The sequence below is a fragment of the Sterolibacterium denitrificans genome (assembly GCF_900174485.1).
GTDB lineage: Bacteria > Pseudomonadota > Gammaproteobacteria > Burkholderiales > Rhodocyclaceae > Sterolibacterium > Sterolibacterium denitrificans.
In genome coordinates this window covers 2,721,527-2,745,923 of record NZ_LT837803.1, presented here as the reverse complement: position 1 = coordinate 2,745,923, position 24,397 = coordinate 2,721,527, and the positions used below count along the sequence as shown (strand labels likewise).

Genomic DNA, 24,397 nt, shown 5'->3' with positions numbered 1-24,397 from the left:
GCAGGGGCGGGCTTGAAACCTGCCCCTGCGATCGCCGTGGAATTTCAGTTGGATGGTTCGGTGATGAAACCGATGCGCGTCAGCCCGGCGCGAGCGGCAGCACTCATCACCTCGGCGACTTTTTCGTAGGGCGTGCTGCGCGCGGCGGCGAGCTGCAACTGCGGCTGCGGCGATTGCGCTGCCATCTCGCCGAATCGCGCGGTCAGCGCCTCCTCGGCCAGCGGCGCGTCATTCCAGTAGAGCCGCGATTCGGCGTCGATGCTCAGGCGCACGGCTTCCGGCTCGGCCGTCAGTGGCGTGGAGGAGGCCTGGGGCAGATCGATATTCACCGAGTGCTGCAGCAGGGGCGCGGCAACGATGAAAATCACCAGCAGCACCAGCATCACGTCAATCAACGGAATCATGTTGATTTCGGTCAGCGCTTCGTCGCCGTCTTCATCCGTCAGGGTACCGAAGGACATAAGAAATGCTCCTCAGGTTCAGGCGGCGGCAGCCGACTTGATGGGCGCGGCGCTCGGGGCCGGCGTTGCTTCGTCCGAATTGCGATAGCGGGCGATGATGCGGTCCGAGGTGGCCATGACGTTTTCCGCCGCATTCGTCGGACCGCTCTTGAAGCCGGTGGCGAGGAAGGTGAACACATCGTGGGCGAATGAATTCAGCTCGGCCAGGGTATTGCGGCTGGCGCGGGCGAAGGCGTTGTAGGCGACGGCGGCAGGAATCGCCACGGCCAGACCCAGTGCGGTCATGATCAGGGCTTCGCCTACCGGGCCGGCGACCTGGTCGAGGCTGCTGCGTCCGCTCATGCCGATGGCGAGCAGGGCATGATAAATCCCCCAGACGGTGCCAAACAGGCCGATGAAGGGCGCCGAGGACGCCACCGTGGCAAGAAAGGTCTGGCCGTGCTCCATGCGCGCCTTGTCCTGGGCGATGGCGCGCTTGAGGGCGCGGGTGAGAAATTCGTCGGGCGTGCCGGCATCGATCAAGCCGCGCGGCTTCTTGCCTTCGCAATCGTCGCAACCAGCGGCGCAGTGCTGTTCGACGGCCGTGAAGCCATGATGCACCAGGTGCGAGAAAGGCTCGGTGACGCCGGTTTCACGCAGTTGGCGCGCCACGGCGTCGAGGCTTGCGGCACCCCAGAAGTCCTTCAGAAAAATCTTGCTGCGGTGCTGGGCAAAAAACAGCCGCAAGCCCTTGGCGATGATCAGGTACCAGGTGCCGACGGACATGACCAGCATGATCAGCAGGATGAAGCTGCTGATGCCATCCGCCTGCGCCAGAAAGTGACCGAATCCCAGTGAGGACAGTGAGTTCGAGGTGGTTTCCATGGTCAATCCTTGAGAGAGAAAACGATAGGTACGATGACGCTGGCGGCAACGGGTTTGTTGCCCAGCCGGGCCGGCACGAAGCGCCAGCGGCGCACGGCTTCGATGGCGGTGTTGTCCAGGCGTGGCGAGCCGCTGCTGCTGTGCAGCTTCACGTCCAGCGGCTGGCCATTGGCGTCGACCTGGACGCGCAGTTGCACCGTGCCCTGCTCGCCCATGCGCCGCGACAGCGTCGGGTAGACCGGACGCGGATTGTCCAGATAGGCTGCATCGAAGCGAGGCGGCTGGGGCGCTGCGGCCGGGGGAGGCGCGGTTTCGGCCGGCTGTGGTTCTTCCGCTGCCGGGCTGGGCGGTTCAATCGGGGGCGCTGCTTCCATGGCGGTCGTTGCGCTGGTCGTCAGCACGGGGGCGGGCGGTGCCGGTTGCCGGACTGGGGTTGGCCGCACGACGGGCGGCCGTACCACGGGCTCGTCGGGGACTTCGATTTTCTGCGGCGGCGCCACGCTGACGCTGGGCATCAGCAGGTCGACGCTCAACACCGGCGCTACCGGCAGCAGCGGCAATGCGGATGGCGCACTGATCCGGGTGAGGGCCCACAGCAGCGCCAGATGCGCTGCAACGACCAGTATCAGGCCGGTGCGTGAAATGCGCCAGGGTTCATACCATAGCAACGCGCCCGGCAGCATGCCCGGCGTTTTGGCGAAGCGCGCCGCATACCGTGACGGTGACGGGAAATGAACCCAGGGACGTGCCTGACGCACGGGAAACCTCAGCAGTGTTTTGACAAATGATAACTATTCTCATTAAATTGCCGGGAGATGTCAATAGTGGTCAATCGTGCTGCAGGCGCATCGCAGGCACCGGGGCCGCGGCAGTTCAGCGGTTGCGCTGTTCGGCATGCGGCAGTATCGGGATGCTGCGCGCGTTGTCCGGTTGTCTGGACGGGCCGATGACGTGCATCTCGCAAGGCTTGCAGTCGAAGCGCAGGGTCAGGCGGTCCCTGCCCTGGATCAGGGTCATCGGCTCGGGGCGGATGCCTTTCACCTGCTTGGGGCAGAGGTTGTAGCTGTAGCGCAGGCAGTGCTTGGTGATCATCAGTGAAACCTCGCCCTGTTCCCGGTTGCTTTCATAGGCCTTGGCGATCACTGCCACGCCATGGCGCGCGTAGAAGTCGCGCGCCCGGGCATTCAGAACGTTGCCCAGGTAGCTCAGTTCGCGCTCGGGATAGACGGGCGGCGGGCTGATTTCGGGGGCGCGTGGCGGGCGCTGCCAGGCGGCGGCGCGTGCTTGGTCGAGATCGGCTGCTGCTGTGCGGCGCAGGGTGTTGATGCTGGCGGCGGGCAGGAAGCAGGGCGTGGCGAGATCGATATGCAGATCGGTCGCGTCGCGCAAGCGGTAAATCGTCTCGCCCAGCTTGCTCAGGCCCTTGCGCAGCGCGGCCAGGGCCGTACCGGCCTCGCGCGCGGGCGTCAGGGCGTGTTCCAGCGTGGCGCTGCCGCTGATGCCGGTTTCATCCGCGAGCGTCAGGCGCAGGCCGGCCGCGTTCTGTTCCAGCCGCATCCGCACGGCGATCCTGCGCTCGGCGGAGTGGCCGGCGAGCAGGCGCTCGAAAGCCTGATCGCGGTTGCGATACAGGGTGGTGCCGACCGCCAGGCGGTCGATTGCTTCAGCCACATGCACGCGCGCGCCGTCCACGCGATTCACCCGCAGGCCGGCCAGCACGCCGTCGGCGGTGTAATAACTCAGGCCGTCGCCATTGTGGAGTTCTTCCTGGCTGCCTTCTTCCGCATCGTGCGGCAGCGCGACATCGAAATGCCGCTCGCCGACCGCCGTGACCTGGCCGATCGCCGGGCCGGCAAACTTGGGACTGTCGAACGCGCCGATGTCGGCCTGGCGTCCCTGGAGGAAATAATCCGTGGCGCCGCGATTGAAGGTTTTTGCCGGGCGCGGCGTGAAGGTGTACGTGCTCCGGCCGCTGGAGGCGCGGCGATAGCCCGCATCGGCCGGCAGTTCATCGAGGATGCCGTCGAGCAGTTGGCGGTAGTGGGCGGTGATGTTCTTGACGTAGGACAGATCCTTCAGCCGGCCTTCGATCTTGAAGGAGCGGATGCCGGCCTCGATCAGCGCGCGCAGGTTCGCGCTCTGGTCGTTGTCCTTCATCGACAGCAGATGCTTGTCCTGGGCGATCAGCGTGCCATCCGGCCCTTGCAGGGTGTAGGGCAGGCGGCAGGCCTGCGAGCATTCGCCGCGATTGGCGCTGCGTCCGGTATGGGCATGGCTGATGTAGCACTGGCCGCTGTAGGCCACGCACAGCGCGCCGTGGATGAAGAATTCCAGCACGGCTTCGGTCTGCGCGGCGATGGCGCGGATCTGCTGCAGATTCAGCTCGCGCGCCAGCACCATCTGCGAAAAGCCGACATCCTGCAGAAAACGCGCCTTGGCCGACGTGCGGATGTCGCACTGGGTGCTGGCATGCAACTGGATCGGCGGCAGGTCGAGTTCCAGCAACCCCATGTCCTGGATGATCAGGGCATCCACCTCCGCCGCGTGCAGTTCATGGATCAGGCGTTCGGCCTCGGACAGTTCGTCATCGGTCAGGATGGTATTCAGCGCCACCAGGACGCGGGCATCGAAGCGGTGGGCGTAGCGCGTCAGCCGCGCGATCTCGGCCACGCCGTTGCCGGCGCCGTGGCGCGCGCCGAATGCCGGCCCGCCGATATACACGGCATCGGCGCCGTGATCGATGGCGGCGATGCCGTATTCGAGGTTTTTGGCCGGCGCGAGCAGTTCGAGGCTGCGCCGGTTGGCAGCGGGAGTGGGGTTCATGGCGTGCCGCAGCAAAATGACCGCGGATTTTAAACGCTGTACGGCGCGGCGCGCTGCCGCCGCCGATCTGCCGCCTCGCCGCCGGCGACTGCATCGCACCGCGCCTCGGGCGCGTCCGGCCGTGCTATCATTTCCGGCTCGATGCGTCCGGATTGGCGCATTAACTGTTTGATTCCATGCCGCTTTCACCACCAACTGCCGCGCGCAGAAAAATTCACAACCGGCGCATCCAACTCGAAGGCTGGAAGCGCGAGGATGGCCTGTGGGACATCGAAGGCCGGCTGACCGATACCAAGGATCACGACTACTCGCTGGGTTCCGGCATCCGCAAGGCCGGCGATGCGGTGCACGACATGTGGGTGCGCATCACCATCGACCAGCGCTTCAATGTCGTCGCCGCCGAGGCGCATTCGGCGGCCGTGCCCTATCCGGGTTGCGAGCGCATCGCGCCGAGCTATCAAAAGCTGGTCGGACTCAACCTGATGCGCGATTTCCGTCGCAACGTGCATGAATTGTTCGGCTCGGTGAAAGGCTGCTCCCACCTCACCGAGCTGCTGATGGTGCTGCCGGCCGTGGCCTTCCAGACTTTCGCCAGCGACATGACCGAGACGACGGGTTACGACGCCGGCCAGAAGCCGTTTCCACTCGACAAATGCCATGCGCTGGAAACGACGACGGAAATCGTCAGGCGCTACTACCCGCTGTGGTATCGCGGGGAAGGTGAGGACGCACGGAAAAAGGATTGATGTGCGGCAATTGCAGGTGGTCGGCGGCCTAGTCCGGACGGACGGCGCGGCCGGGGGGCTTGAGGATTATTTTTCGCAATCCAACTGGTTTTATTCGGTTTTATTGTTTCATTCAGCAAGGAAAACGCATGAAAATCCATGAGTATCAGGGCAAGGAGCTTTTGAGGAAGTTCAACGTCGTGACACCGCGCGGCAAGCCAGCGCTATCGGTCGACGAGGCCGTCAAGGTCGCCGAGGAACTCGGCGGCAAGGTATGGGTCGTCAAGGCGCAGATTCACGCCGGCGGGCGCGGCAAGGGCGGCGGCGTGAAAGTCGCCAAGTCGCTCGAAGAAGTGCGCAAGTACGCATCCGACATTCTCGGCATGCAGCTGATCACCCACCAGACCGGCCCGGAAGGCCAGAAGGTGAATCGCCTGCTGATCGAAGAAGGCGCGGACATCCAGAAGGAATACTATCTGGCCGTGCTGACCGATCGCGCCACGCAGAAGGTAGTGGTGATGGCATCCTCCGAAGGCGGCATGGACATCGAGGAAGTCGCCCACAGCCACCCGGAAAAGATCCTCAAGGAGTTCGTCGATCCGCTCATCGGCCTGACCGAGAAGCAGGCCGGCAACCTGGCCTTCGGCATCGGCGTGCCGGCCGCCTCGGTGACCCGCGCTACCGAACTGATTCGCGGCCTGTATACCTGCTACATGGAAACCGATGCCAGCCTGGCCGAGATCAACCCGATGATTCTCGAAGGCAACGGCAACATCAAGGCGCTCGACGCCAAGTTCAACTTCGATTCCAACGCGCTCTTTCGCCATCCCGAGATCGTCGCCTATCGCGATCTGGATGAAGAGGATCCGGACGAAATCGAGGCTTCCAAATTCGACCTGGCCTACATTTCGCTCGACGGCAACATCGGCTGCCTGGTGAATGGCGCCGGTCTGGCCATGGCCACCATGGATACCATCAAGCTGTTCGGCGCGGAGCCGGCCAACTTCCTCGACGTGGGCGGCGGCGCCACCACCGAGAAAGTCACCGAAGCCTTCAAGATCATGCTGAAGAACCCCAAGGTCAAGGGCATCCTGGTCAACATCTTCGGCGGCATCATGAAGTGCGACACCATTGCCACCGGCGTGGTCGCCGCGGCCAAGGAAGTGCATCTGTCGGTACCGCTGGTGGTGCGCATGAAGGGCACCAACGAGGATCTGGGCAAGGAAATCCTCAAGAATTCCGGCCTTCCCATCATTTCCGCCGACACCATGGCAGAGGCGGCGCAGCAGGCAGTGGCCGCTGTCGCCGGCAAGTAAGGAGTCACCATGTCGATACTCATCAACAAGAACACCAAGGTCATCACCCAGGGCATCACCGGCAAGACCGGTCAGTTCCACACCGAGAAATGCCAGGAATACGCCAACGGCAAGGAATGCTTCGTCGCCGGGGTCAACCCGAAGAAGGCGGGCGAGAAAATCTTCGATATCCCCATCTACGCCTCGGTGAAGGAAGCCGCCGCTGAAACCGGCGCCACCGTCTCGGTGATCTACGTGCCGCCGGCAGGGGCTGCCGATGCGATCTGGGAAGCCTGCGAGGCCAACCTCGATCTGGCGATCTGCATCACCGAAGGCATTCCCGTGCGCGACATGCTGGTGGTGCGCAACAGGATGAAACAGAAAGTCGCCAACGGCGGCAAGGAAACCCTGCTGCTCGGCCCCAACTGCCCCGGCCTGATCACGCCGGACGAAATCAAGATCGGCATCATGCCCGGCCACATCCATCGCAAGGGCCGCATCGGCGTGGTTTCGCGCTCCGGCACGCTGACCTATGAAGCCGTCGCCCAGCTCACCGAAATCGGCCTGGGCCAGTCCTCGGCGGTCGGCATCGGCGGCGACCCGATCAATGGCCTCAAGCACATCGACGTGATGCGCATGTTCAACGACGATCCCGATACCGATGCGGTCATCATGATCGGCGAAATCGGCGGCCCCGACGAAGCCGAAGCCGCGCGCTGGTGCAAGGAGAACATGAAGAAGCCCATCGTCGGCTTCATCGCCGGCGTCACCGCGCCTCCGGGCAAGCGCATGGGCCATGCCGGCGCGCTGATCTCCGGCGGCGCCGACACGGCGGATGCCAAGCTCGCCATCATGGAAGAGTGCGGCTTCAAGGTCACCCGCAATCCTTCGGAAATGGCCAAGCTGCTCAAAGCCATGCTCTGATGTTCTGCGCCGGCTGGCCTCGCCGGCAGCCGGTTCCAACGAAAAAGCCACGCCAGTGATGAGCGTGGCTTTTTCGTTTCCGGTTTTTCGGTTCTCAGTCCTCGGTTCCCGTTTTCATTTTGGCGGCAAATTTGCCGGAAGCCGGAAAAAGTGTTTGACTGTCCTGAGCCGTGACTGCAAGAATTGCTGCCAGCCTGCTGTTTCGGCGAAAGAAACTTTGTTGCGTACTTTGTTCGTCATGAAGATCCGGAAACCCGGCAATCCGGTTCAGGCAAGATGAGGCAAGCGAGATGGAAAAAATCGTAGTCAGCCTGGAAGGCATGGTGCTTCGCGAAGTTCCGCTGACCAGGGAGCGGACCACGATCGGCCGCAAACCGCACAACGACATCCAGATCGACAACCTGGCGATCAGCGGCGAGCACGCGGTCATCGTCCGGCAGCAGCAGGACGCCTGCGCCTGCATCGAGGATCTCGGCAGCACCAACGGCACCCAGGTGAATGGCCTGCCGGTCAAAAGGCATCTGCTGCAACATGGCGACGTCATCAACCTGGGAAAATATCGCCTGACCTATCTCAGGGCTGCCGATGCGGCGGAAGCGCAACGCACGCCGACACCGGCGCCAGTGCGGGACGCCATTCCGCCGGCAGCGCTGCAAATCCTTTCCGGCGCCAGTGCCGGCAAGGAACTGGCGCTCAGCAAGAACCTCTGCACGCTCGGCAAGCCGGGCGTCCAGGTCGCCGCCATCGCCCGCCGACCGCAGGGATATTTCATCACCCACGTCGAGGGCGAGAGCTTTCCCGCGATCAACGGCAGCATGCTCGATGCCCAGGCGCATCTGCTCAATGATCATGACATCATCGAGCTGGCCGGCGTCAAGATGGAGTTCTTTTTCAAGGCTTGAGTCTTGATGCTGCGCAGGGTGGGCGGCGCGGGCTGGGGTATCATGCGGAGCTTCAGCCAGGGACGCGATCGGCTGCGGAGGATCCGGCCTTCTTACTGATAAAAAACCATAAAAGCAGCAGGAGTTGAATGTGAGCGCGAAATCAGAGTCCGTTCAGGCAGGCGGCAGCATTGGCGATGTCAGCAAGCGGCTGATGTTTTTCAAGAATCTGCAGGCCGTCACCAACAAGATCCATGCGACGAACAACATCGATGAAATCATGCTGGAGCTGTCGCAGGACCTGTGCAGCCTGTTCAATGCCGACCGCCTGACCATCTATGCGGTCAGCGAGGACAAGACCGCCATCGTCTCCAAGGTCAAGACCGGCCTGAACTCCTTCAAGGATCTCAAGCTGCCGATCACCGATCAGAGCATTGCCGGCTACGCCGCGTTGTCGCGTCAACTGATCAACATCAGCGATGTCTATGATGACGCCGAGCTCAAGTCCTACCATGAAAACCTGCACTTCCTGCAGGAAGTCGACAAGCGCACCGGCTACCGCACCAAGCAGATGCTGGTCGCACCCGTCGCCACGACCGACGGCGACGTGGTCGGCGTGGTGCAGGTCATTAACAACAAGGCCGACGAGCCGTTTTCCAACCAGGTGGTCGAAGGCCTCAAGGGGCTGTGCGAAACCCTGGCGATTGCCTTCTCGCAACGCGCGAAGCTGTCGGCAAGCAAGACCAAGTACGACAACCTGGTCAACGATGCGGTCATCTCCGCGCAGGAACTGAAACTGGCGATCCGCTCGGCGCGGCGCAAGAATACCGACATCGAATCGGTGCTGATCAGCGAATTCCAGGTCAAGCTGGCAGCCATCGGCGCGGCCCTCGCCAAATTCTTCAACGTGCCCTACGAGCCTTACAAGGCCGACCGGGTCAAGCCGATGGATCTGCTGAAGAACCTCAAGCGCGACTACCTCGAACAGAACCAATGGCTGCCGCTGGAAGAAACCAGCGAAGGCACCGTCATCATGGCGATGGACCCCGAACAGTTGATGAACTCGCGGGTCGTCAGCAACATCTTTCCCCGGAGCAAGCTGGCCTATCGCGTCAGCACCCTGAGTGAATTCAGACAGACGCTGGATGCCTTCTTCGGCGCCCAGGCCGCCGAGGGCGACAGCTCTTCCGTCGATGATCTGCTGACCAGCATGGCCGACGACGATGAAGGCAGCGAGTCGTCGGCAAGCGACGTTTCCGCCGCCGCCGACAACGAACTCGTCAAGCTGGTCAACAAGATCATCATCGATGCCTACCAGCAGGGCGCATCGGACATCCACATCGAGCCGTCTCCCGGCAAGGAAAAGACCCTGGTCCGCTTCCGCCGCGACGGCTCGCTGTTCAAGTACATCGAAGTGCCGGCCAGCTACCGCAATGCCATGGTGGCGCGCATCAAGATCATGTGCGATCTCGACATCTCCGAGCGCCGCAAACCCCAGGACGGCAAGATCAAGTTCAAGAAATTCGGCCCGGTCGACATCGAGCTGCGGGTCGCCACCATTCCCTCCGTGGGCGGCGAAGACGTGGTCATGCGCATCCTCGCCGGCGGCGAGCCGATCCCGCTCGACAAGCTGGGCGTCCTGCCGGAAAACCTGGATCGCCTGAAAAGCGCGATCTCCAAGCCTTACGGCCTGTTCTTTGTCTGCGGCCCGACCGGCTCCGGTAAAACAACCACCCTGCATTCGGTGCTGAAATATCTCAACACCAGCGAAACCAAGATCTGGACGGCCGAAGACCCGGTCGAAATCACCCAGAAGGGCCTGCGCCAGGTCCAGGTCAACCGCAAGGCCGGCATCGACTTCGCCATGGTGATGCGCGCCTTCCTGCGCGCCGACCCGGACATCATCATGGTCGGTGAAATGCGCGATGCCGAAACCACCGGCATCGGCATCGAAGCCTCGCTCACCGGCCATTTGGTCTTCGCCACCCTGCACACCAACAGCGCGCCGGAATCCGTCGTCCGTCTGATCGACATGGGCATGGACCCGTTCAACTTCTCCGACGCCTTGCTCGGCATCCTTGCACAGCGCCTGGCCAAGCGGCTGTGCAAATGCAAGGAGCCCTACACCCCGGACGAGGACGAGATGCGCCTGTTCATCAAGGAATACTGCACCGAGCTGCAGCGCACCGAAGCTTTCCTCAAGGATGCCGATGCCGCCAGGGATGCCATCTATCAGCGCTGGCTGAACAGCTATGCCGAAAACGGCAAATTCACGCTCTACCGCCCGCGCGGCTGCGTCACCTGCAACGAAACCGGCTACAAGGGGCGCATGGGTCTGCACGAACTGATGCTCGGCAGCGATCGGGTGAAGAAACTGATCCAGGAAGGTGCCCGCGTGGCCGAACTGCTGGCCTGCGCCCTGGAGGAAGGCATGACCACCCTCAAGATGGACGGCATGGAAAAAGTGCTGCAAGGCCATCTCGATCTGAAGACCGTGCGCTCGGTGTGCATCAAGTAAAAGGCCGGGGAAAAGCTGGGGCGAGGCTGGCTTGATGGGGAAAATCGTGACCGCTGATCTGCAAGCATCGACCTTCGCCCGTCTCGAACAGCTCAATGCCATCGGCGCGGCGCTGTCCAGCGAGCGCGACATCAGCACGTTGCTGGAAAAAATCCTCCTTGCCGCCAAGGACATCACCCATGCCGACGGCGGCACGCTGTACCTCGTCACGGAAAACGAACAGGCGCTGCGCTTTGAAATCCTGCGCAACGACACCCTGGGCGTGGCGCTGGGCGGCACCTCCGGCAATCCCATCGGTTTTCCCAACCTGCCCTATACCGACGAACACGGCGCGCCCAACAACAGCATGGTGGCCGTCTATGCCGCCACCCACGTGGAGACGGTGAATATCGAAGACGCCTACACCGCCCAGGGCTTCGATTTTTCCGGCACGCGGCTGTACGACGAAAATACCGGCTACCGCTCCCGTTCCTTCCTCACCGTGCCGATGCGCAATCACGAAAACGTGGTGATCGGCGTGCTGCAACTGATCAACGCCCTGGAGCCGGCCAGCGGCAAGGTCGTGCCGTTCTCGGCGGCGGACCAGCGTCTGGTCGAATCGCTCTCCTCGCAGGCCGCCATCGCCCTGACCAATCGCCAGTTGATCCTGCAGCTCGAAGGACTCTTCGAATCCTTCATCAACCTGATCAACCTGGCGATCGACGAAAAATCCCCCTACACCCGTGGCCACTGCGAGCGCGTTCCCATCCTCACCATGATGCTGGCCGAAGCCGCGCACACCACCACCACCGGCCCGCTGGCCGGTTTCCGCATGAACGAGGCGGACCGCTACGAACTGAAGATCGCCGGCCTGCTGCACGATTGCGGCAAGATCACCACCCCCGTGCATGTCGTCGACAAGGCCACCAAGCTGCACACCCTCTACGACCGCATCGACGCCCTGGACGTGCGCTTCGAACTGCTCAAGCGCGATGCCGAAATCGAACTGCTGCGCAGCCAGCTCGCCCAGCGCGATCCACAGCTCGCAGTGGCAGCCGCGAGCCCGACCGCGCCGGAACCGCAGTCAGCCGCCGAGGCCGAAGCGATTGAAACGGCCTATGCCGCCCGTCTGGCGCAAATCGAAGCCGACCGCGAGTTTCTCCATCGCGCAAACATCGGCAGCGAAGCCATGAGCCCGGCCGACCAGCAGCGCGTGCGCGACATCGCCAGCCGCTATCGTTGGCAGAACGGCAGCGCTGAAACCAGGGACTTCCTCGACCCGGACGAAATCGAAAACCTCTCCATCCGCGCCGGCACCCTGACCGCCGCCGAGCGCGAAATCATCAACCACCACATCGTCGCCACCATCCGCATGCTCGAACAGTTGCCCTGGCCGCGCCACCTGCGCCGCGTGCCCGAATTCGCCGGCGGCCACCACGAGCGCATGGACGGCAAGGGCTACCCCAAGGGCCTCAAGCGCGAAGAAATGTCCATCCAGGCCCGCATCATGGCCATTGCCGACATCTTCGAAGCCCTCACCGCCAAGGATCGTCCCTACAAACCGGGCAAGACGCTTTCCGAATCCCTGCACATCCTCGGCAAATTCCGCGAAAACGGCCACATCGACCCCGACCTCTTCGACATCTTCATCCGCCAGCGGGTCTATCGGGACTACGCGAACCAATACCTGCACCCCGAACAGATCGACACCGTGGATGAAAGCAGGATTCCGGGGTATCGAGTCTGAGGTAAGACAGGTTTGACGGTGCGCTGAAGCCGGGACTCGCTCCACCTCTACGGGTGGCCCCGCCCTTCGGGCTCCTGCCGCTTTGCCGGCCCTGCGGGCTTCCTTCGCTCCGCCAGTGCCGGGCGGTCGGTTTCTAAGGAAATTCTGAATAAGCCCTCCGTTCGTGGTGAGCTTGTCGAACCATGAGCGGGGGATGTAACAAACTCAGCAGGTTGCAAAGCCTGCCCTTCGACGGGCTCAGGGCGAACGGACTGATTCAGTGCTTCCCTAAACTCGCTACGCTCGGACAACGAAACCGGAAACCCCCGCCCGGCACTCGCTGCGCTCGGCGGCGCAGAGGGGACTGAAAAGCGTCACAGTCCAACGGACAGAGCGCGGTGCGTTGCGTCGGGTAACCCCTTCTTGGGTATCACTGTATTTGTATTTCTGAACGCGCGTCGCATTTATAGAATGGCACGATAGGTCGCCAGGGCTTTGGCTGACTGAACCAGCCCCTGCCGAAACAGAATTTCCAGGTAACTATCGACGTTGGTAGGCGGGTTCTTGAGCTGAGCGCGTTGGCGTTGTGCGGCAGCGACTACCGCTGCCGCATCGAGGCTGAAGAGATTGTCTACAAATTCATCAGGGTGCTGAGATTCCACGCCGTAGGAAGTCAGTAGCTCCGCAGGAAAATCTCGTTGGTTGAATGTAACGATCACGCTGGCACCGCAGCGGATCGCCGCAGCCAGAACATGACGATCGTCAGGATCGGGCAGCGTTAGTCCTGTAATGAGATATTGATACCCATCCACCAGTCCATCAGGGATTGCGCGATCCATCAGTTCCGATGTGCGATCCAGTTGTGCACGTGTGAAATCGGACCTGTTGAGCAGTAAATTGCGTTTCCACTCCTCATGAATATCTCGACTCCAGCGGGCACGGAACCGTCCTGACAAGCCTAACCACATCAGAAAGTCACGCAGTGGCGCAGGATAGAGAACGCAGGCATCAAAGATGGCAGTGAAGGGGGAGTGTCTCATTCGTACCCCATGCCCAACTCTTGCGCCTGACGAGCGAGTTCGGTCATGGCCTCTTCGCTGGCGCGTTCACGAGCATCCTTGTACTGCATCAAATCTGCGAATCTCACCCGGCGGTGTTTGCCCGCTCGGTGGAACGGCAATGCGCCATCCTCCAACAGCTTGACCAAATGAGGACGGGAGACATTGAGCATGTCCGCAGCCTCTTGAGTCGTCAGCTCTGCATGGACGGGCACGACTTTCACCGCGTTGCCATCGGCCAACTCGGCCAAAATATCGACCAGCAGACGTAGTGCTGAAGTGGGCAACTCTATTTGGCGGGCTTGGTTCCGGTCATCGAAGATCTGAATATGTTGTGTTTCGGAGCGCGTTGCCAGGTACGCGGCTAATGCGCGCTGACCTTGAACAGCCGCCTGCACTTCCCGTGCGGCAGGTAGCGTCATTTTGGATTGGGCGGTGGTGACCATGGCTCACTCCTAAGTTAAAAGCAGTTCTGGCATCAGTCTATTCAAAATAAACGAAATTCGCAATAAACGAAAATAAGCTGGATTGGGGTTGGATCAGGGCGTTGTGAGCTTGCGCTGTGTAGGCAGTACATCCGTCGTCTCCGCGCAAGCGGAGACCCAGGAACGTACAGGATGCTTACCTGCTGACCGCGCTGTATCACGCTGCGACGCACGCTGGGTATCCGCAGCAATATAGTCGGCGATGGCTTCGAGATCCTGCTCGGCCAGCGGGGTGAATGTCAGGCGCATCAGCGCGCAGTTTGTGTGGCGTACTTGGCTTCGAGGCGGTCGAATATCGTATCGGCAGACTTGCCGGGGCCGCTGGCTTGTCCGGCGGCGATCTCTGCGCGCAGGGCTTCGAGTTCGAGTTGCTTGTGCTGTTCGCTCTCCTCCAGCAGGCGCAGCCCTGCGCGCACTACTTCACTGGCGTTGTTGAAGCGCCCGCTTTGCACCTGGTTGCGGACGAAAGTCTCAAAGTAATGACCAAGGGCGACGCTGGTAGGCATGCTGACCTCCTGAAAGTTAGTAACAATTAACAAAAGTTGTTATTCCCTTGCGCCGCGCTACCGTCAATAGGCCGGCTGGTCGAGAAATCTGAGGGTGGCGGCAATGAATACGCTGGGCAGGCTCGTCCCATCCGAGACTCCCTGCCATCCGAGCCGCGTGGCGTCTCGGATGGTTTCCCCCGTTGGCGTTGCGCCGGAAAGTGGACTGACGAAAAACGTCAGTTTTCTCCCTCATTGGGTCAGGTGCGTGGCGTCAGTTTCTTTGCATGGATTGAATTTCGTATAAGAAACAACGCATTGGATTCGTTGCGGGAAACTTGGCACAGCACTTGCACCATGAAGGGCAAGTGACTGCAGGTTGCCGTCACTACCAATAACCGCAAGGAGAACATCATGCGCAAGGTACAACAGGGTTTCACCCTCATCGAACTGATGATCGTCGTGGCGATCATCGGTATTCTGGCGGCCGTGGCGCTGCCGGCGTATCAGGATTACACCATCAAGTCCAACGCTGCGGCTGCCTTGGCTGAAATCACGCCCGGCAAGGTGGGCTTTGAACAGGCGGTTGCCGATGGCCAAACGCCGAGCACGACTACGACCGCTCAAGGCTATATCGGGATCAGGGCCACATCTTCCTACTGTAGCGCTATAGCAGTCGACGCTGACGGTATCACGTGCACGACCACAGGCGGTAATGTGGCCAACTTTAATGGCAGGGCTATCGCTTGGGAACGTGATGCTGATGGAGAATGGACTTGCACGACGACTCTGGACGCAAAGTATCGTCCCGGCAAGTGCGGCGCTGCTGGCGGTGGTGGCACCGGCGGTGGCACTGGCAGCTAATCCGGACCGACCGCATCAACTTGCAAGGAAAAGCGCCGCAAGGCGCTTTTCCTTTTTGTGGTGCGCTGTCCGGCTGATCACATTTGGTTGGCCGGCATTGGCTGTCGACGGCGGGTTGCGCTTTTCCAGCTTGAGCTGGCGCGGCCTGTGGCCTGATGGAGATACATGGATAGGCGAAAACCACGTGCCGACGTGATCTGGGGCCGCATTCCCGCAAGCAGGCAAGGCATTGGAAACCCCTTGGAAGACAAGGGAATAACCGCCGAATGCGGGGCTTTTCCGCATATTGCGGATTGAACTTTAGCCATTAGAATCGGCCTATGGGTGGAAGAAAACAGTCTGGTCAGGATGAGCCCGGCGGCAAGGGCGGGGTGGTACTGGAGGCGCGGCGCAGCAAGGTCAGGCCGCCCCGGCTTTACAAGGTGTTGCTGCTGAACGACGATTTCACGCCGATGGATTTCGTCGTGGTGGTGCTGGAAAAGTTCTTCGGCATGAATCGTGAGCGGGCGACGGTGGTGATGCTGGCGGTGCATCGTGAGGGCAAGGGAATTTGCGGGGTCTATTCGCGCGATCTTGCCGCCACCAAGGTTGAACAGGTCGTCGCCTTTGCGCGTCAGCATCAGCATCCGCTGGCGTGCGTGATGGAGGAAAACTGAAATGATCGCGCAGGAACTCGAAGTCAGTCTGCACATGGCCTTCGTCGATGCCCGGCAGAAGCGTCACGAATTCATTACCGTCGAGCATCTGCTGCTGTCGCTGCTCGACAATCCTTCGGCGGCCGAGGTGCTGCGCGCCTGCGCGGCAAACATCGAAGAACTGCGGCGCGAGTTGATCAGCTTTATTACCGAGCATACGCCGACCGTGACGGGCAGTGATTCCATCGAGACCCAGCCCACGCTGGGCTTTCAGCGGGTGATCCAGCGCGCCATTTTGCATGTGCAGTCTTCCGGCAAGAAGGAGGTGCTGGGGGCGAACGTGCTGGTGGCGATCTACGGCGAGAAGGATTCGCATGCGGTGTATTTTCTCCAGCGGCAGAATGTCAGCCGGCTGGACGTGGTGAATTACATCTCCCACGGCATCAGCAAGAATGCCCAGCCGGTGACGCGCGGCGAGGCCGAGCAGGGCGAGCCGGAGCAGGAGGGACCGGCGGGCGGCGGGGCGCTGGAGAACTATGCGCTGAATCTCAATCTTCAGGCGCAGCAGGGCAAGATCGATCCGCTGATCGGCCGCGACAGGGAGCTGGAGCGTGTGGTGCAGACGCTGTGCCGGCGGCGCAAGAACAATCCGCTGCTGGTCGGCGAAGCCGGCGTGGGCAAGACGGCGATTGCCGAAGGGCTGGCGCGGCAGATCAATGAAGGCAAGGTGCCGGAAGTTCTCGGTGATGCGACCGTTTATGCGCTCGACATGGGGTCGTTGCTGGCCGGCACCAAGTACCGCGGCGATTTCGAGCAGCGTTTGAAGGCGGTATTGAAGCAGCTTGCCGAGTTGCCGAATGCGGTGCTGTTCATCGACGAGATCCATACCCTGATCGGCGCGGGCGCGGCTTCGGGCGGCACGCTGGATGCGTCCAACCTGCTCAAGCCGGCGCTGTCGAGCGGCAGCCTGAAGTGCATCGGGGCGACGACCTATCAGGAGTATCGCGGCATTTTCGAGAAGGATCATGCGCTCTCGCGGCGTTTCCAGAAGATCGACGTCGGCGAGCCGTCGATTGGGGAAACCGTGGCCATCCTGCGCGGTCTGAAGTCGCGTTTCGAGGAACATCACGGCATCAAGTATTCGGCGGCGGCGATCAGCAGCGCGGCCGAGCTGTCGGCCCGCTACATCACCGACCGCCATCTGCCCGACAAGGCCATCGACGTCATCGACGAGGCGGGCGCGGCCCAGCGCATCCTGCCGAAGTCGAAGCAGAAGAAGCTGATCGGCAAGACCGAGATCGAGGAAATCGTCGCCCGCATCGCGCGCATTCCGCCGCAGCATGTTTCCAGCGACGACCGCAATACGCTGAAGAATCTGGAGCGCGACGTGAAGGCCGTGGTGTTCGGTCAGGATCGCGCCATCGAGGCGCTGGCCAGGGCGATCAAGATGTCGCGCTCGGGGCTGGGCAATCCGGACAAGCCGATCGGCAGCTTCCTGTTTTCCGGCCCGACCGGGGTCGGCAAGACCGAGGTGGCGCGCCAGCTTGCCTATTGCATGGGCATCGAGCTGGTGCGTTTCGACATGTCGGAGTACATGGAGCGCCACGCGGTGAGCCGCCTGATCGGCGCGCCGCCGGGCTATGTCGGCTTCGACCAGGGCGGGCTGCTGACCGAGGCGATCACCAAGAAGCCGCATGCCGTGCTGCTGCTCGATGAAATCGAAAAGGCCCATCCGGACATTTTCAATATCCTGCTGCAGGTGATGGACCACGGCACGCTCACCGACAACAATGGCCGCAAGGCGGATTTCCGCAACGTGATCATCATCATGACGACGAATGCCGGCGCCGAAGCCCTGCAGAAGCCGAGCATGGGCTTCACCAGCAGCAAGCAGGCGGGTGATGAGATCGCCGAAATCAAGCGCCTGTTCACGCCCGAGTTTCGCAACCGCCTGGATGCCAATATTTCCTTCGCCGCCCTCGATGCGCAGGTCATCCTGCAGGTGGTCGACAAGTTCCTCATGCAGCTCGAAGCGCAGTTGCACGAGAAGAAAGTCGAGGCGATTTTCACCGATCAACTCCGCGCCTGGCTGGCGGAAAAGGGTTTCGATCCGCTGATGGGCGCGCGTCCCATGGCCCGTTTGATCCAGGACAGCATCCGCGCCGCGCTGGCCGATGAACTGCTGTTCGGCCGCTTGGCCGGCGGTGGCCGCGTGACCATCGATCTGGACGAAAACCAGCAGGTGAAACTGACGTTTGCCGAGGAAGCCGCGGAAGCGCTGGGCTCACTGGGCTGAAACGTGCCCGCGTGTCCGCCGGCCTGCGCAATCATGCGATTGCGTGATCACGCGCTTCAGGTCTTCTCCACATAATCATCGCAGCCGCCCAGGCCGTCCTGGCGCGGCCGGGTGAGCAGCGGCCACATCCGCCACAGCCAGACGGCGTAGGGCAGTACCAAGGCGAAGGCGGCGAGCTGGTAGAGGCCGAGGACATTCGCATCGGGCAGGATCTCGGCGGCGCGCAGCCCGGCGGCCAGCACCAGAAGCGCGGCGCCGACCGGCACCCACGGGCGTTCGTCCATGGGGTGGCCGCAGTGGATGCGGCCAGCGATGTTGAAGACGCAGTAGATGGCCAGTCCCATGGCGCCGATGGTGAGCATGTGGCGGCCGGCGGAAAAGCCGTCGCCGCCGGATACCAGAGCGATGCCGATCAGCGCGTAACCGGCGGCCATCAGCACATAGACGCCGAACAGCATCAGCGGCCAGCGCCGCAGCAAGGCGCGGCCAATGTGCCAGTCGCTGTGCAGGTGCAGCAGGGCCGCGGCGGCGGCCAGCGCCAGCCAGCCGGACAGGCGCGACTCGGGCAGGAAGAATTCGGCCACGGTGTAGGCGGCGATGCAACTGATCGCCAGATTGCGCTTGGGCGGCCGGGCACGGTATTCCGTCGGTTCGGCATCGGCATCGGCGTCTGCGGCGGCAGGGTGGCGTTCGCGCCATTCGTCGATTGCCTGATTGACGATGCGCATCGAGATGCGGCTGAGCGCGAGGACGATGAAAATCATCATCAGTCCGACCATGGCATGCAGCCAGCGGGCGACGTCGCCGTCGCGCAAGGCGTCCAGGTAGAAGCCGCCGATGCAGAGGATGAGGCCCAGCATCGCCCAGATGAAGGACAGGTGGCGGCGCGCCGGGGCGTGCCAGATGCGCGGCGCCAGCAGGACGAGCAGTCCGGCGACCAGGCCCAGGTGCGCCAGACCGGCAATCGCCAGCGCCGGTTTGCCCAGTAGCCCGGCGCACCAGAAGCCCAGGCGGCCCAGTAGCCAGAGCCCGGCCAGCAGGCGTACCTGCGCGGGTGGTACCGGGGGCGCGAGGGTGAATTCGGGAACGGCGGTCAGCACGAAGCCGGCCAGGGCGGCGAGGACGAAGCCGAACAGCAGTTCATGGGCATGCCAGATGGTAGCGCCGCCCGGCACCTGGGGCAGCGGCAGGGCGAGGCCAAAAGGCGCGCCGAGAAAGAACAGCCAGAGCGGGATCAGCAGGATCAGGCTGAACGCGGCGGCCAGGAAGAAAGGCCGGAAGCCGCATAGCCAGAGCGGATGGTCGGCGGTCTTCAGGGAAATCATGGATGGATTTCCAGGGTGCTGCCGCCCACGCCCGCGACATCCGCTGCCGCTGCGGGAGTGTCAGGCGGCGGCGCAAGCGCTAGGCCGAAGCTGGCGCATACGGCTGGCTCCTGCAGCAGACGCGCGGTGGTCTGGTGAACTTCAAGTTCGCTGCGGCGGCTGCGCGGCGTGGGAATGTCGATGCGCTGGACGATGCGGCCAGGCTCGCTGGCCATCACCAGCAGGGTGTCGGCCAGGCGCACGGCTTCCATCAGGTCGTGGGTAATCATCAGCACGGCCAGGCCGTATTCGGCCTGATGGTCGAGCAGCAGGCGGTGAAGCTGGCTTTTCAGGCCGATGTCGAGGGCGGAAAAAGGCTCGTCCATCAGCAGCAGGTCCGGATTCAGCACCAGCGCGCGAGCCAGTGCGGCGCGGCTTTGCATGCCGCCGGAGAGTTCATGGGGAAACTGCTCCAGCGCCAGCGCGTCCAGTCCGACGGCGCGGGCCATGGCGCTGGCGCGGGTCTGGCGCTGGCGCTTGTCCATGCCGCCGGCCTTGAGGCCCAGGGCGATGTTGTCGAGGGTGGTTTTCCAGGGCAGCAGGCGCGGCTGCTGGAACATCACGGCCGGCCGCAGGAAACCGTTTTTCAACTGGCCTTCCTGCAGGGTGAGCAGGCCCGCGCACAGGTGCAGCAGGGTGGTCTTGCCGCAGCCGGACGGGCCGACCAGGGCCAGGGTGCGTCCGGCCGGTAGTTCCAGCGCGATGTCCTCCAGCACCGTGCGCGGGGCGTAGGCATGGGAGACGCCGGAGAGCGTCAGGCTGGGTGCGGTGTTCATGCGCCGGCTTGCCGATCCGGTTGGCGCCAGCGCTCCAGCTCGCGCTTGATCGGTTCGAGCAGCAGATATTCGATGGCCAGCAGGGTCAGTACCACGGCAGCGATCCAGGCCAGGGTGGTGGCGGTGTCCAGTTGCGAGCGGCTCACTGCCAGCGCTGCGCCGACGCCATCGGCGCTGGCGAACAGTTCGGCCATCACCACGACTTTCCAGGAAGTGCCCAGGGCGGTGATCCAGGCCGGAAACAGGTAGGAGATGACGTGCGGCAAGTAGAGGTCGAAGAGCTTCATGCGCGCCGGCAGGCGGAAGACCGTGGCCATTTCGCGCAACTGGCCGTCGAGGGTGCGCGTGCCCTGCAGGGCGCCGATGAAGATCACCGGGAAACAGGCGATGAAGACGGTGAAGACCGGCGTGCCGTCGCTGGCGCCGAACCACAGCATGGCCAGCACCAGCCAGGCGATCGGCGGTGTGCCGAGCAGGGCGGTGACCAGTGGCCGCGAGACCATGGAGGCCGTCAGCGAGATGCCGGCCAGCATGCCGAGCAGGCTGCCGGCGAGGATTGCCAGGCCCAGGCCGAGCAGGGCGCGGCGCGCGGTGATGAGCAGTTCCGCGCCGGCCTGGCCGTTTTCCAGCAGCGTCTGAAAGGCGTGCCAGACGGTCAGCGGATCGGGCAGGATCAGTTCGCCGTAGAGGCTGCTGGTGCCTTCCCACAGGGCCATCAGCAGGAACAGGCTGGCGATGGCGCCCCAGCCGCTCCACAAATAGCGGGGGATGCCGATGAACCAGGCGCGCAGGAGTTTCATGAAGTGCTTGGAATGGCCCCTGCGGAGTCAGGCGCCAGGCATCGGAGGTCAGGGTGAAGAGCCGCGTAGCCTATCACTTTCCCGGCCAGTAGAACGCATCGCCGGGCAGCTTGCCGCCGATCAGCGCCGGTTGGCGCGCGTGCAGTTGGGTGAAGAAAAACTCCAGTTCCGGACGGGCATCGGCAGCAGTGACGAAAGCCGTGCGGTCGGCGCGTACCGAGTCGGCGACGGCTTCCGGCGTCAGCATGTCGATATGTCTGGCGACCATCGCGCCGCATTCGTCCGGCTTGTCCTCGCACCACTTGAGCGAGGCGGCGTAGGCGCGCTGGAAGCGTTCGACCAGCGCCGGGTTGGCGAGCGCCTGACCCATGGCGGCGATGCCGGCCTGCGGGATGCGCGCTTCGCGCTGCATCAGCCGGCCCCATTCCTGCTGCAGGTCGACGCTGCGGTAGAGATCCGGCGCGATGAGGTTGACCGGGAAGGATTTTGTTTTGCGCAGCGCCATCGACACCGCCGGCTCGGAGAGCAGCGCGTGGTCGGCGCGGCGGGCGATGAGCAACTGCATCGCGTCGAGCGGGCTGCCGACGTAGCGCAGGCGGAAGTTCTTTTTCGGATCGAGTCCGGCCTTCTCGGCGAGCGTTTGGAAGACGATGTCCGGCATGTCGGCGCGGAAGGGCATCAGCACTTCCTTGCCCTGGAAGTCGGCGAGCGTCTTCAGCGATTTGTCGCGCGAGACCAGCCAGAGCACGCCCCAGGTCGAGACGTTGACCAGTTGCAGTTTCACGCCGCGGTTGTAGAGATTGGCGGCGACGTTGGTCGGCATGGCGATGAAGTCGACCTTGCTCTTGCCGTCGATGGCCAGCACGCGCAGCTGGTCCGGATTTTTCCACGACACGAACTCGACCGTCTCGGCCACGTCCTTCAAGGCGCCGCTTTCGGCGATGTGGATCAGCGGATAGGAAACGGCGGCGAAGGGGCCGGAAAGCGTGAGCTTCGGCAGCTTGCCGGCGATGGCGGGCGCGGCAGCGAAAACGGTAGCGGCGAGGGCGATGGCCCTCAGGCAACCGCCGATCGTCCGGCGCAGGCGGTGGTGGATAGCAGTCATCCGGCATTCCTCGTCGGTGTCGGTGGTCGGAGAGCCGAATCCTGAACCCCGGCGACTGGCCGGGGCGGGTTCATTCATCGGGTATCAGGTATCGGCAATGTCAGAAGTCGCCTTTCCACGAGACCACCAGGCTGCGGCCCGGCATGTGGATTTCCTGGCCGGAGATGCCTTCGGTGAGGTGCTCATGATACTCGCGGTCGAAGGCGTTCTTCAGCGCCACGCGGAAGCTGTGCTGCTTGTTCAGGCGATACGTCGCGCCGAGGTCGGCGGTGACGAAGCCCGCGGTACGGTTCTCGGTGCCGCGCGTGAAGACGGTGGCCACGCGGTTCTGCTCGCGCACGAAGCGGCCGGTAAGGTCGGCCGTCCAGCCTGGCGCGACATGGCCTTCCCAGCCGAGGGCGAGTTCGTCGGCGGGCATCTGGAACAGCGGCTCGTTCAGGTCCTCGTTGTCGCCGCGCAGCACGGAGAGGCCGGCCTTCAGCCAGTGTCCCTGCCAGACCTGCCACTTGCCCTGCGCCTCGAAGCCGTCGATGACCACCTTGCTGATGTTCACCGTCTGCTTGCAGGCGCCGGCATTGGGGCCGCAGAGCGTGGTGGCGGTGCCCGTGCCGGAGATGTCCAGGCCGCTCATGTAGTCCTTGATGCGGTTGCGGTAGAGGGCTGCCGACCAGACCAGGGTTTCGTCCTGGCCCTTGATGCCGACTTCGAACTGCGTCGAGATTTCCGGCTTCACCTGCGGGTTGCCGACGTAGAAATAGCCGTCGCCGCGCGGTGAGGATTCGTAGCGTTCGCGCATCTCGCCGGCGCGGAAACCGCGCGACAGGTTGGCGTAAGGGCGCAGCAGCGGAGCGAGTTCATAGCTGGCGCCGAGGCTGCCGGAGAAGGCGCCGTCGCTGCGGTCGAGTCCGGTGGTGACGCGAGTGCCGGTTGGGTTGGCCGAGTTCGCCACCGAATCGGCGCGGCCCTTGACCTTGTCATAGCGGCCGGCGGCAAGCAGGCTCAGCTTGCCGAAGCGCATGTCGTCCTGCACGTAGAAGCCGGCGGCGCGGATGCGGCCGTTGGTGAAGGGATCGGTGCGCACGTAGTTGGTACTGTTCGGCGGGTTGGCGTTCAGGCGGTTCGGCGAGGCGTCCATGTCCCACAGGTTCACGCCGAAGGAGAGCAGATGCTGCGGATGCACCAGCCAGTCGGCGCGGGCGTCGAAGCCGTCGGTGCTGAAGTTGACGTGGGTCGTGGTGATGTCGCGGTTCAGGTTGGGCGACCAGGCGTAGATGGTGCGCTCCATTTCCTGCCGCCAGACGCGGACGTCGAAGTTGAACGGCGACTCGCCCGTGCCCTTGTAGCTGTAGCCGGCCTCGGCCAGCGTGCGCTCCTGCTTCGGCGAGTGCACGGTGGTGCTGCCGACGGCGGTGGCGACGCCGGGATTGGGGTGGGTGAAGGGCTTGGTCGAGCCCGGATACCAGATGTCCTCGTCCTGGTGCGTCTGCAGCGACAGGCGTAATTGCTGCTGGCCGTCGATGCGGAAGCGGTACTGGCCGATGAAGCTGTCGGAATCGTAGCCGGTGCGGTTGACGCGGCCGTCCGGCGCTTCGTAGTCGTCGATGCGCGCGAGCGAGGCGCCGAGCATCAATGCGTGGTCGCCCGAGGAGAAATTGCCCACGCCGGTGCCGCGCAGGCCCTTGCTGGCGCTGTCGTAGCTGGCGCCGGCCGAGAGTTTCACGCCCGGCTCGAAGCGCGCTTGCGGCGTCAGCACGTTGATCGCGCCGCCGAGCGCGCCGGTGCCGTAGAGCACCGAGGCCGCTCCCTTCACCGCCTCGACGCGCTCGGCCAGCCCGAACGACATGAACGAGGCGATGGCGCCGGCCGGCTGCGCCGAGTTGAAGCGCATGCCGTCGACCAGCAGCACGATGCTTTCCTTCTTCAGGCCGCGGATCACCGGATTCATGCCCTGCGCGCTGTCGCTGTTGACGGCGAAGCCCGGCTCGCCGCGCAGCGCCTCGCCGAGGTTGCCGGCGCCGTTCTTGCGCAGTTCGTCGCCGTCGGCAACGAAGACCGAGGACGGCGTGGACAGGGTATCGGCTTCATAGCCCTTGGCCGTCACGCTGACCGGGGCCAGCGTGGTTTCGGCTTCGGCATGCGCCAGCGCGCTGCCGCAAAGCGCGGCAATCGCAGCAGCCAGAGGGGCAAGTCGGGAAGCATGGGGTGGAACGAACGTGGATGACATGACGACTCCGCAGGCAATGAGTGAAGCGGTGAATGGGGTGAGCTGAGCTGAGCGGGGAAAAACAGAAAATCAGCACACCGCGAGATCATCGTATTTTAGCAAATAAGAA

General features: G+C 63.2%; 22 protein-coding genes. 9 read left to right on the top strand and 13 right to left on the bottom strand.

The features are described from left to right. Positions 1-44 precede the first annotated feature (44 nt). The 4 genes from SDENCHOL_RS12385 to SDENCHOL_RS12370 form a co-directional block, all read right to left on the bottom strand. On the bottom strand, positions 45-461 hold the full coding sequence (locus SDENCHOL_RS12385; RefSeq protein WP_067170207.1) for an ExbD/TolR family protein: 417 nt from the start codon (positions 459-461) through the stop codon (positions 45-47). 18 nt (positions 462-479) lie between these two features. Beyond that, a complete protein-coding gene (locus SDENCHOL_RS12380) occupies positions 480-1,325 on the bottom strand; it encodes a MotA/TolQ/ExbB proton channel family protein (RefSeq protein WP_083522846.1) in 846 nt (281 codons plus the stop codon). Positions 1,326-1,327: 2 nt separating this feature from the next. Beyond that, complete coding sequence (locus SDENCHOL_RS12375; RefSeq protein WP_154717243.1) at positions 1,328-2,083, bottom strand: energy transducer TonB; 756 nt, start codon at positions 2,081-2,083, stop codon at positions 1,328-1,330. 115 nt (positions 2,084-2,198) lie between these two features. Next, a complete protein-coding gene (locus SDENCHOL_RS12370) occupies positions 2,199-4,148 on the bottom strand; it encodes a peptidase U32 family protein (protein ID WP_067170200.1) in 1,950 nt (649 codons plus the stop codon). A gap of 176 nt (positions 4,149-4,324) precedes the next feature. On the opposite strand from SDENCHOL_RS12370, the gene SDENCHOL_RS12365 reads away from it, so the two are divergent. The 6 genes from SDENCHOL_RS12365 to SDENCHOL_RS12340 all read left to right on the top strand — a co-directional run bounded on the left by SDENCHOL_RS12365 (position 4,325) and on the right by SDENCHOL_RS12340 (position 12,217). After that, a complete protein-coding gene (locus SDENCHOL_RS12365) occupies positions 4,325-4,894 on the top strand; it encodes a DUF2889 domain-containing protein (protein WP_067170197.1) in 570 nt (189 codons plus the stop codon). Positions 4,895-5,022: 128 nt separating this feature from the next. Further along, complete coding sequence (gene sucC / locus SDENCHOL_RS12360; protein ID WP_067170194.1) at positions 5,023-6,189, top strand: ADP-forming succinate--CoA ligase subunit beta; 1,167 nt, start codon at positions 5,023-5,025, stop codon at positions 6,187-6,189. 9 nt (positions 6,190-6,198) lie between these two features. Continuing rightward, on the top strand, positions 6,199-7,092 hold the full coding sequence (sucD, locus tag SDENCHOL_RS12355) for a succinate--CoA ligase subunit alpha (protein WP_067170191.1): 894 nt from the start codon (positions 6,199-6,201) through the stop codon (positions 7,090-7,092). A 290-nt stretch (positions 7,093-7,382) separates the two neighbouring features. Next, complete coding sequence (locus tag SDENCHOL_RS12350) at positions 7,383-7,994, top strand: FHA domain-containing protein (protein WP_067170188.1); 612 nt, start codon at positions 7,383-7,385, stop codon at positions 7,992-7,994. A gap of 130 nt (positions 7,995-8,124) precedes the next feature. Further along, the gene (locus SDENCHOL_RS12345) at positions 8,125-10,491 is read left to right on the top strand and encodes an ATPase, T2SS/T4P/T4SS family (RefSeq protein ID WP_408022500.1); all 2,367 of its coding nucleotides are present in this window, start codon (positions 8,125-8,127) and stop codon (positions 10,489-10,491) included. A gap of 46 nt (positions 10,492-10,537) precedes the next feature. Then, entirely contained in the window at positions 10,538-12,217 is a 1,680-nt protein-coding gene (locus SDENCHOL_RS12340; protein WP_231912981.1) for an HD domain-containing phosphohydrolase, read from the top strand. Positions 12,218-12,660: 443 nt separating this feature from the next. Here SDENCHOL_RS12340 and SDENCHOL_RS12335 read toward each other — a convergent pair whose 3' ends face one another. From SDENCHOL_RS12335 to SDENCHOL_RS12325, 4 genes are all read right to left on the bottom strand, one after another. Then, positions 12,661-13,236 (bottom strand): PIN domain-containing protein, encoded by a 576-nt coding sequence (locus SDENCHOL_RS12335; RefSeq protein WP_067170182.1) that lies wholly within the window; start codon positions 13,234-13,236, stop codon positions 12,661-12,663. Then, complete coding sequence (locus SDENCHOL_RS12330) at positions 13,233-13,700, bottom strand: helix-turn-helix domain-containing protein (protein WP_067170180.1); 468 nt, start codon at positions 13,698-13,700, stop codon at positions 13,233-13,235. Before SDENCHOL_RS12330 ends, SDENCHOL_RS12335 begins: the two co-directional genes overlap by 4 nt. A 93-nt stretch (positions 13,701-13,793) precedes the next feature. After that, entirely contained in the window at positions 13,794-13,988 is a 195-nt protein-coding gene (locus SDENCHOL_RS14565; RefSeq protein ID WP_231912980.1) for a type II toxin-antitoxin system RelE/ParE family toxin, read from the bottom strand. Continuing rightward, positions 13,988-14,245 (bottom strand): type II toxin-antitoxin system ParD family antitoxin, encoded by a 258-nt coding sequence (locus tag SDENCHOL_RS12325; protein ID WP_067170177.1) that lies wholly within the window; start codon positions 14,243-14,245, stop codon positions 13,988-13,990. Before SDENCHOL_RS12325 ends, SDENCHOL_RS14565 begins: the two co-directional genes overlap by 1 nt. 393 nt (positions 14,246-14,638) lie before the next feature. Between SDENCHOL_RS12325 and SDENCHOL_RS12320 the strand changes: the two genes are divergently transcribed. From SDENCHOL_RS12320 to clpA, 3 genes are all read left to right on the top strand, one after another. After that, the gene (locus tag SDENCHOL_RS12320; RefSeq protein WP_067170175.1) at positions 14,639-15,088 is read left to right on the top strand and encodes a pilin; all 450 of its coding nucleotides are present in this window, start codon (positions 14,639-14,641) and stop codon (positions 15,086-15,088) included. 320 nt (positions 15,089-15,408) lie between these two features. Beyond that, positions 15,409-15,744: an ATP-dependent Clp protease adapter ClpS gene (gene clpS / locus SDENCHOL_RS12315; RefSeq protein WP_067170172.1), complete on the top strand. Its 336-nt coding sequence runs from the start codon at positions 15,409-15,411 to the stop codon at positions 15,742-15,744. A gap of 1 nt (position 15,745) precedes the next feature. Beyond that, the gene (clpA, locus tag SDENCHOL_RS12310; RefSeq protein WP_067170170.1) at positions 15,746-18,019 is read left to right on the top strand and encodes an ATP-dependent Clp protease ATP-binding subunit ClpA; all 2,274 of its coding nucleotides are present in this window, start codon (positions 15,746-15,748) and stop codon (positions 18,017-18,019) included. A 56-nt stretch (positions 18,020-18,075) separates the two neighbouring features. Here clpA and SDENCHOL_RS12305 read toward each other — a convergent pair whose 3' ends face one another. The 5 genes from SDENCHOL_RS12305 to SDENCHOL_RS12285 form a co-directional block, all read right to left on the bottom strand. Continuing rightward, entirely contained in the window at positions 18,076-19,344 is a 1,269-nt protein-coding gene (locus SDENCHOL_RS12305; protein WP_067170167.1) for an NnrS family protein, read from the bottom strand. Beyond that, a complete protein-coding gene (locus tag SDENCHOL_RS12300; RefSeq protein ID WP_067170164.1) occupies positions 19,341-20,159 on the bottom strand; it encodes an ABC transporter ATP-binding protein in 819 nt (272 codons plus the stop codon). Before SDENCHOL_RS12300 ends, SDENCHOL_RS12305 begins: the two co-directional genes overlap by 4 nt. Then, positions 20,156-20,959, bottom strand: coding sequence for an ABC transporter permease (locus SDENCHOL_RS12295; RefSeq protein WP_067170162.1), 804 nt, complete (start codon positions 20,957-20,959; stop codon positions 20,156-20,158). The genes SDENCHOL_RS12300 and SDENCHOL_RS12295 overlap by 4 nt, the downstream gene beginning before the upstream one ends. Before the next feature lie 73 nt (positions 20,960-21,032). Then, a complete protein-coding gene (locus tag SDENCHOL_RS12290) occupies positions 21,033-22,064 on the bottom strand; it encodes an ABC transporter substrate-binding protein (RefSeq protein ID WP_067170160.1) in 1,032 nt (343 codons plus the stop codon). A 100-nt stretch (positions 22,065-22,164) separates the two neighbouring features. Further along, positions 22,165-24,288 carry a TonB-dependent receptor gene (locus tag SDENCHOL_RS12285; protein ID WP_083522845.1) on the bottom strand — a complete coding sequence of 708 codons (2,124 nt, stop codon included), beginning with the start codon at positions 24,286-24,288 and terminating at the stop codon, positions 22,165-22,167. Positions 24,289-24,397 lie beyond the last annotated feature (109 nt).

Bases quoted from the DNA above. Each gene is read 5' to 3' on its own strand.
- SDENCHOL_RS12385 (WP_067170207.1), bottom strand. From the start codon at position 461: ATGTCCTTCGGTACCCTGACGGATGAAGACGGCGACGAAGCGCTGACC.
- SDENCHOL_RS12380 (WP_083522846.1), bottom strand. From the start codon at position 1,325: ATGGAAACCACCTCGAACTCACTGTCCTCACTGGGATTCGGTCACTTT.
- SDENCHOL_RS12370 (WP_067170200.1), bottom strand. From the start codon at position 4,148: ATGAACCCCACTCCCGCTGCCAACCGGCGCAGCCTCGAACTGCTCGCG.
- SDENCHOL_RS12365 (WP_067170197.1), top strand. From the start codon at position 4,325: ATGCCGCTTTCACCACCAACTGCCGCGCGCAGAAAAATTCACAACCGG.
- sucC (WP_067170194.1), top strand. From the start codon at position 5,023: ATGAAAATCCATGAGTATCAGGGCAAGGAGCTTTTGAGGAAGTTCAAC.
- sucD (WP_067170191.1), top strand. From the start codon at position 6,199: ATGTCGATACTCATCAACAAGAACACCAAGGTCATCACCCAGGGCATC.
- SDENCHOL_RS12350 (WP_067170188.1), top strand. From the start codon at position 7,383: ATGGAAAAAATCGTAGTCAGCCTGGAAGGCATGGTGCTTCGCGAAGTT.
- SDENCHOL_RS12335 (WP_067170182.1), bottom strand. From the start codon at position 13,236: ATGAGACACTCCCCCTTCACTGCCATCTTTGATGCCTGCGTTCTCTAT.
- SDENCHOL_RS12330 (WP_067170180.1), bottom strand. From the start codon at position 13,700: ATGGTCACCACCGCCCAATCCAAAATGACGCTACCTGCCGCACGGGAA.
- SDENCHOL_RS14565 (WP_231912980.1), bottom strand. From the start codon at position 13,988: ATGCGCCTGACATTCACCCCGCTGGCCGAGCAGGATCTCGAAGCCATC.
- SDENCHOL_RS12325 (WP_067170177.1), bottom strand. From the start codon at position 14,245: ATGCCTACCAGCGTCGCCCTTGGTCATTACTTTGAGACTTTCGTCCGC.
- SDENCHOL_RS12320 (WP_067170175.1), top strand. From the start codon at position 14,639: ATGCGCAAGGTACAACAGGGTTTCACCCTCATCGAACTGATGATCGTC.
- clpS (WP_067170172.1), top strand. From the start codon at position 15,409: ATGGGTGGAAGAAAACAGTCTGGTCAGGATGAGCCCGGCGGCAAGGGC.
- clpA (WP_067170170.1), top strand. From the start codon at position 15,746: ATGATCGCGCAGGAACTCGAAGTCAGTCTGCACATGGCCTTCGTCGAT.
- SDENCHOL_RS12305 (WP_067170167.1), bottom strand. From the start codon at position 19,344: ATGATTTCCCTGAAGACCGCCGACCATCCGCTCTGGCTATGCGGCTTC.
- SDENCHOL_RS12300 (WP_067170164.1), bottom strand. From the start codon at position 20,159: ATGAACACCGCACCCAGCCTGACGCTCTCCGGCGTCTCCCATGCCTAC.
- SDENCHOL_RS12295 (WP_067170162.1), bottom strand. From the start codon at position 20,959: ATGAAACTCCTGCGCGCCTGGTTCATCGGCATCCCCCGCTATTTGTGG.
- SDENCHOL_RS12290 (WP_067170160.1), bottom strand. From the start codon at position 22,064: ATGACTGCTATCCACCACCGCCTGCGCCGGACGATCGGCGGTTGCCTG.
- SDENCHOL_RS12285 (WP_083522845.1), bottom strand. From the start codon at position 24,288: ATGTCATCCACGTTCGTTCCACCCCATGCTTCCCGACTTGCCCCTCTG.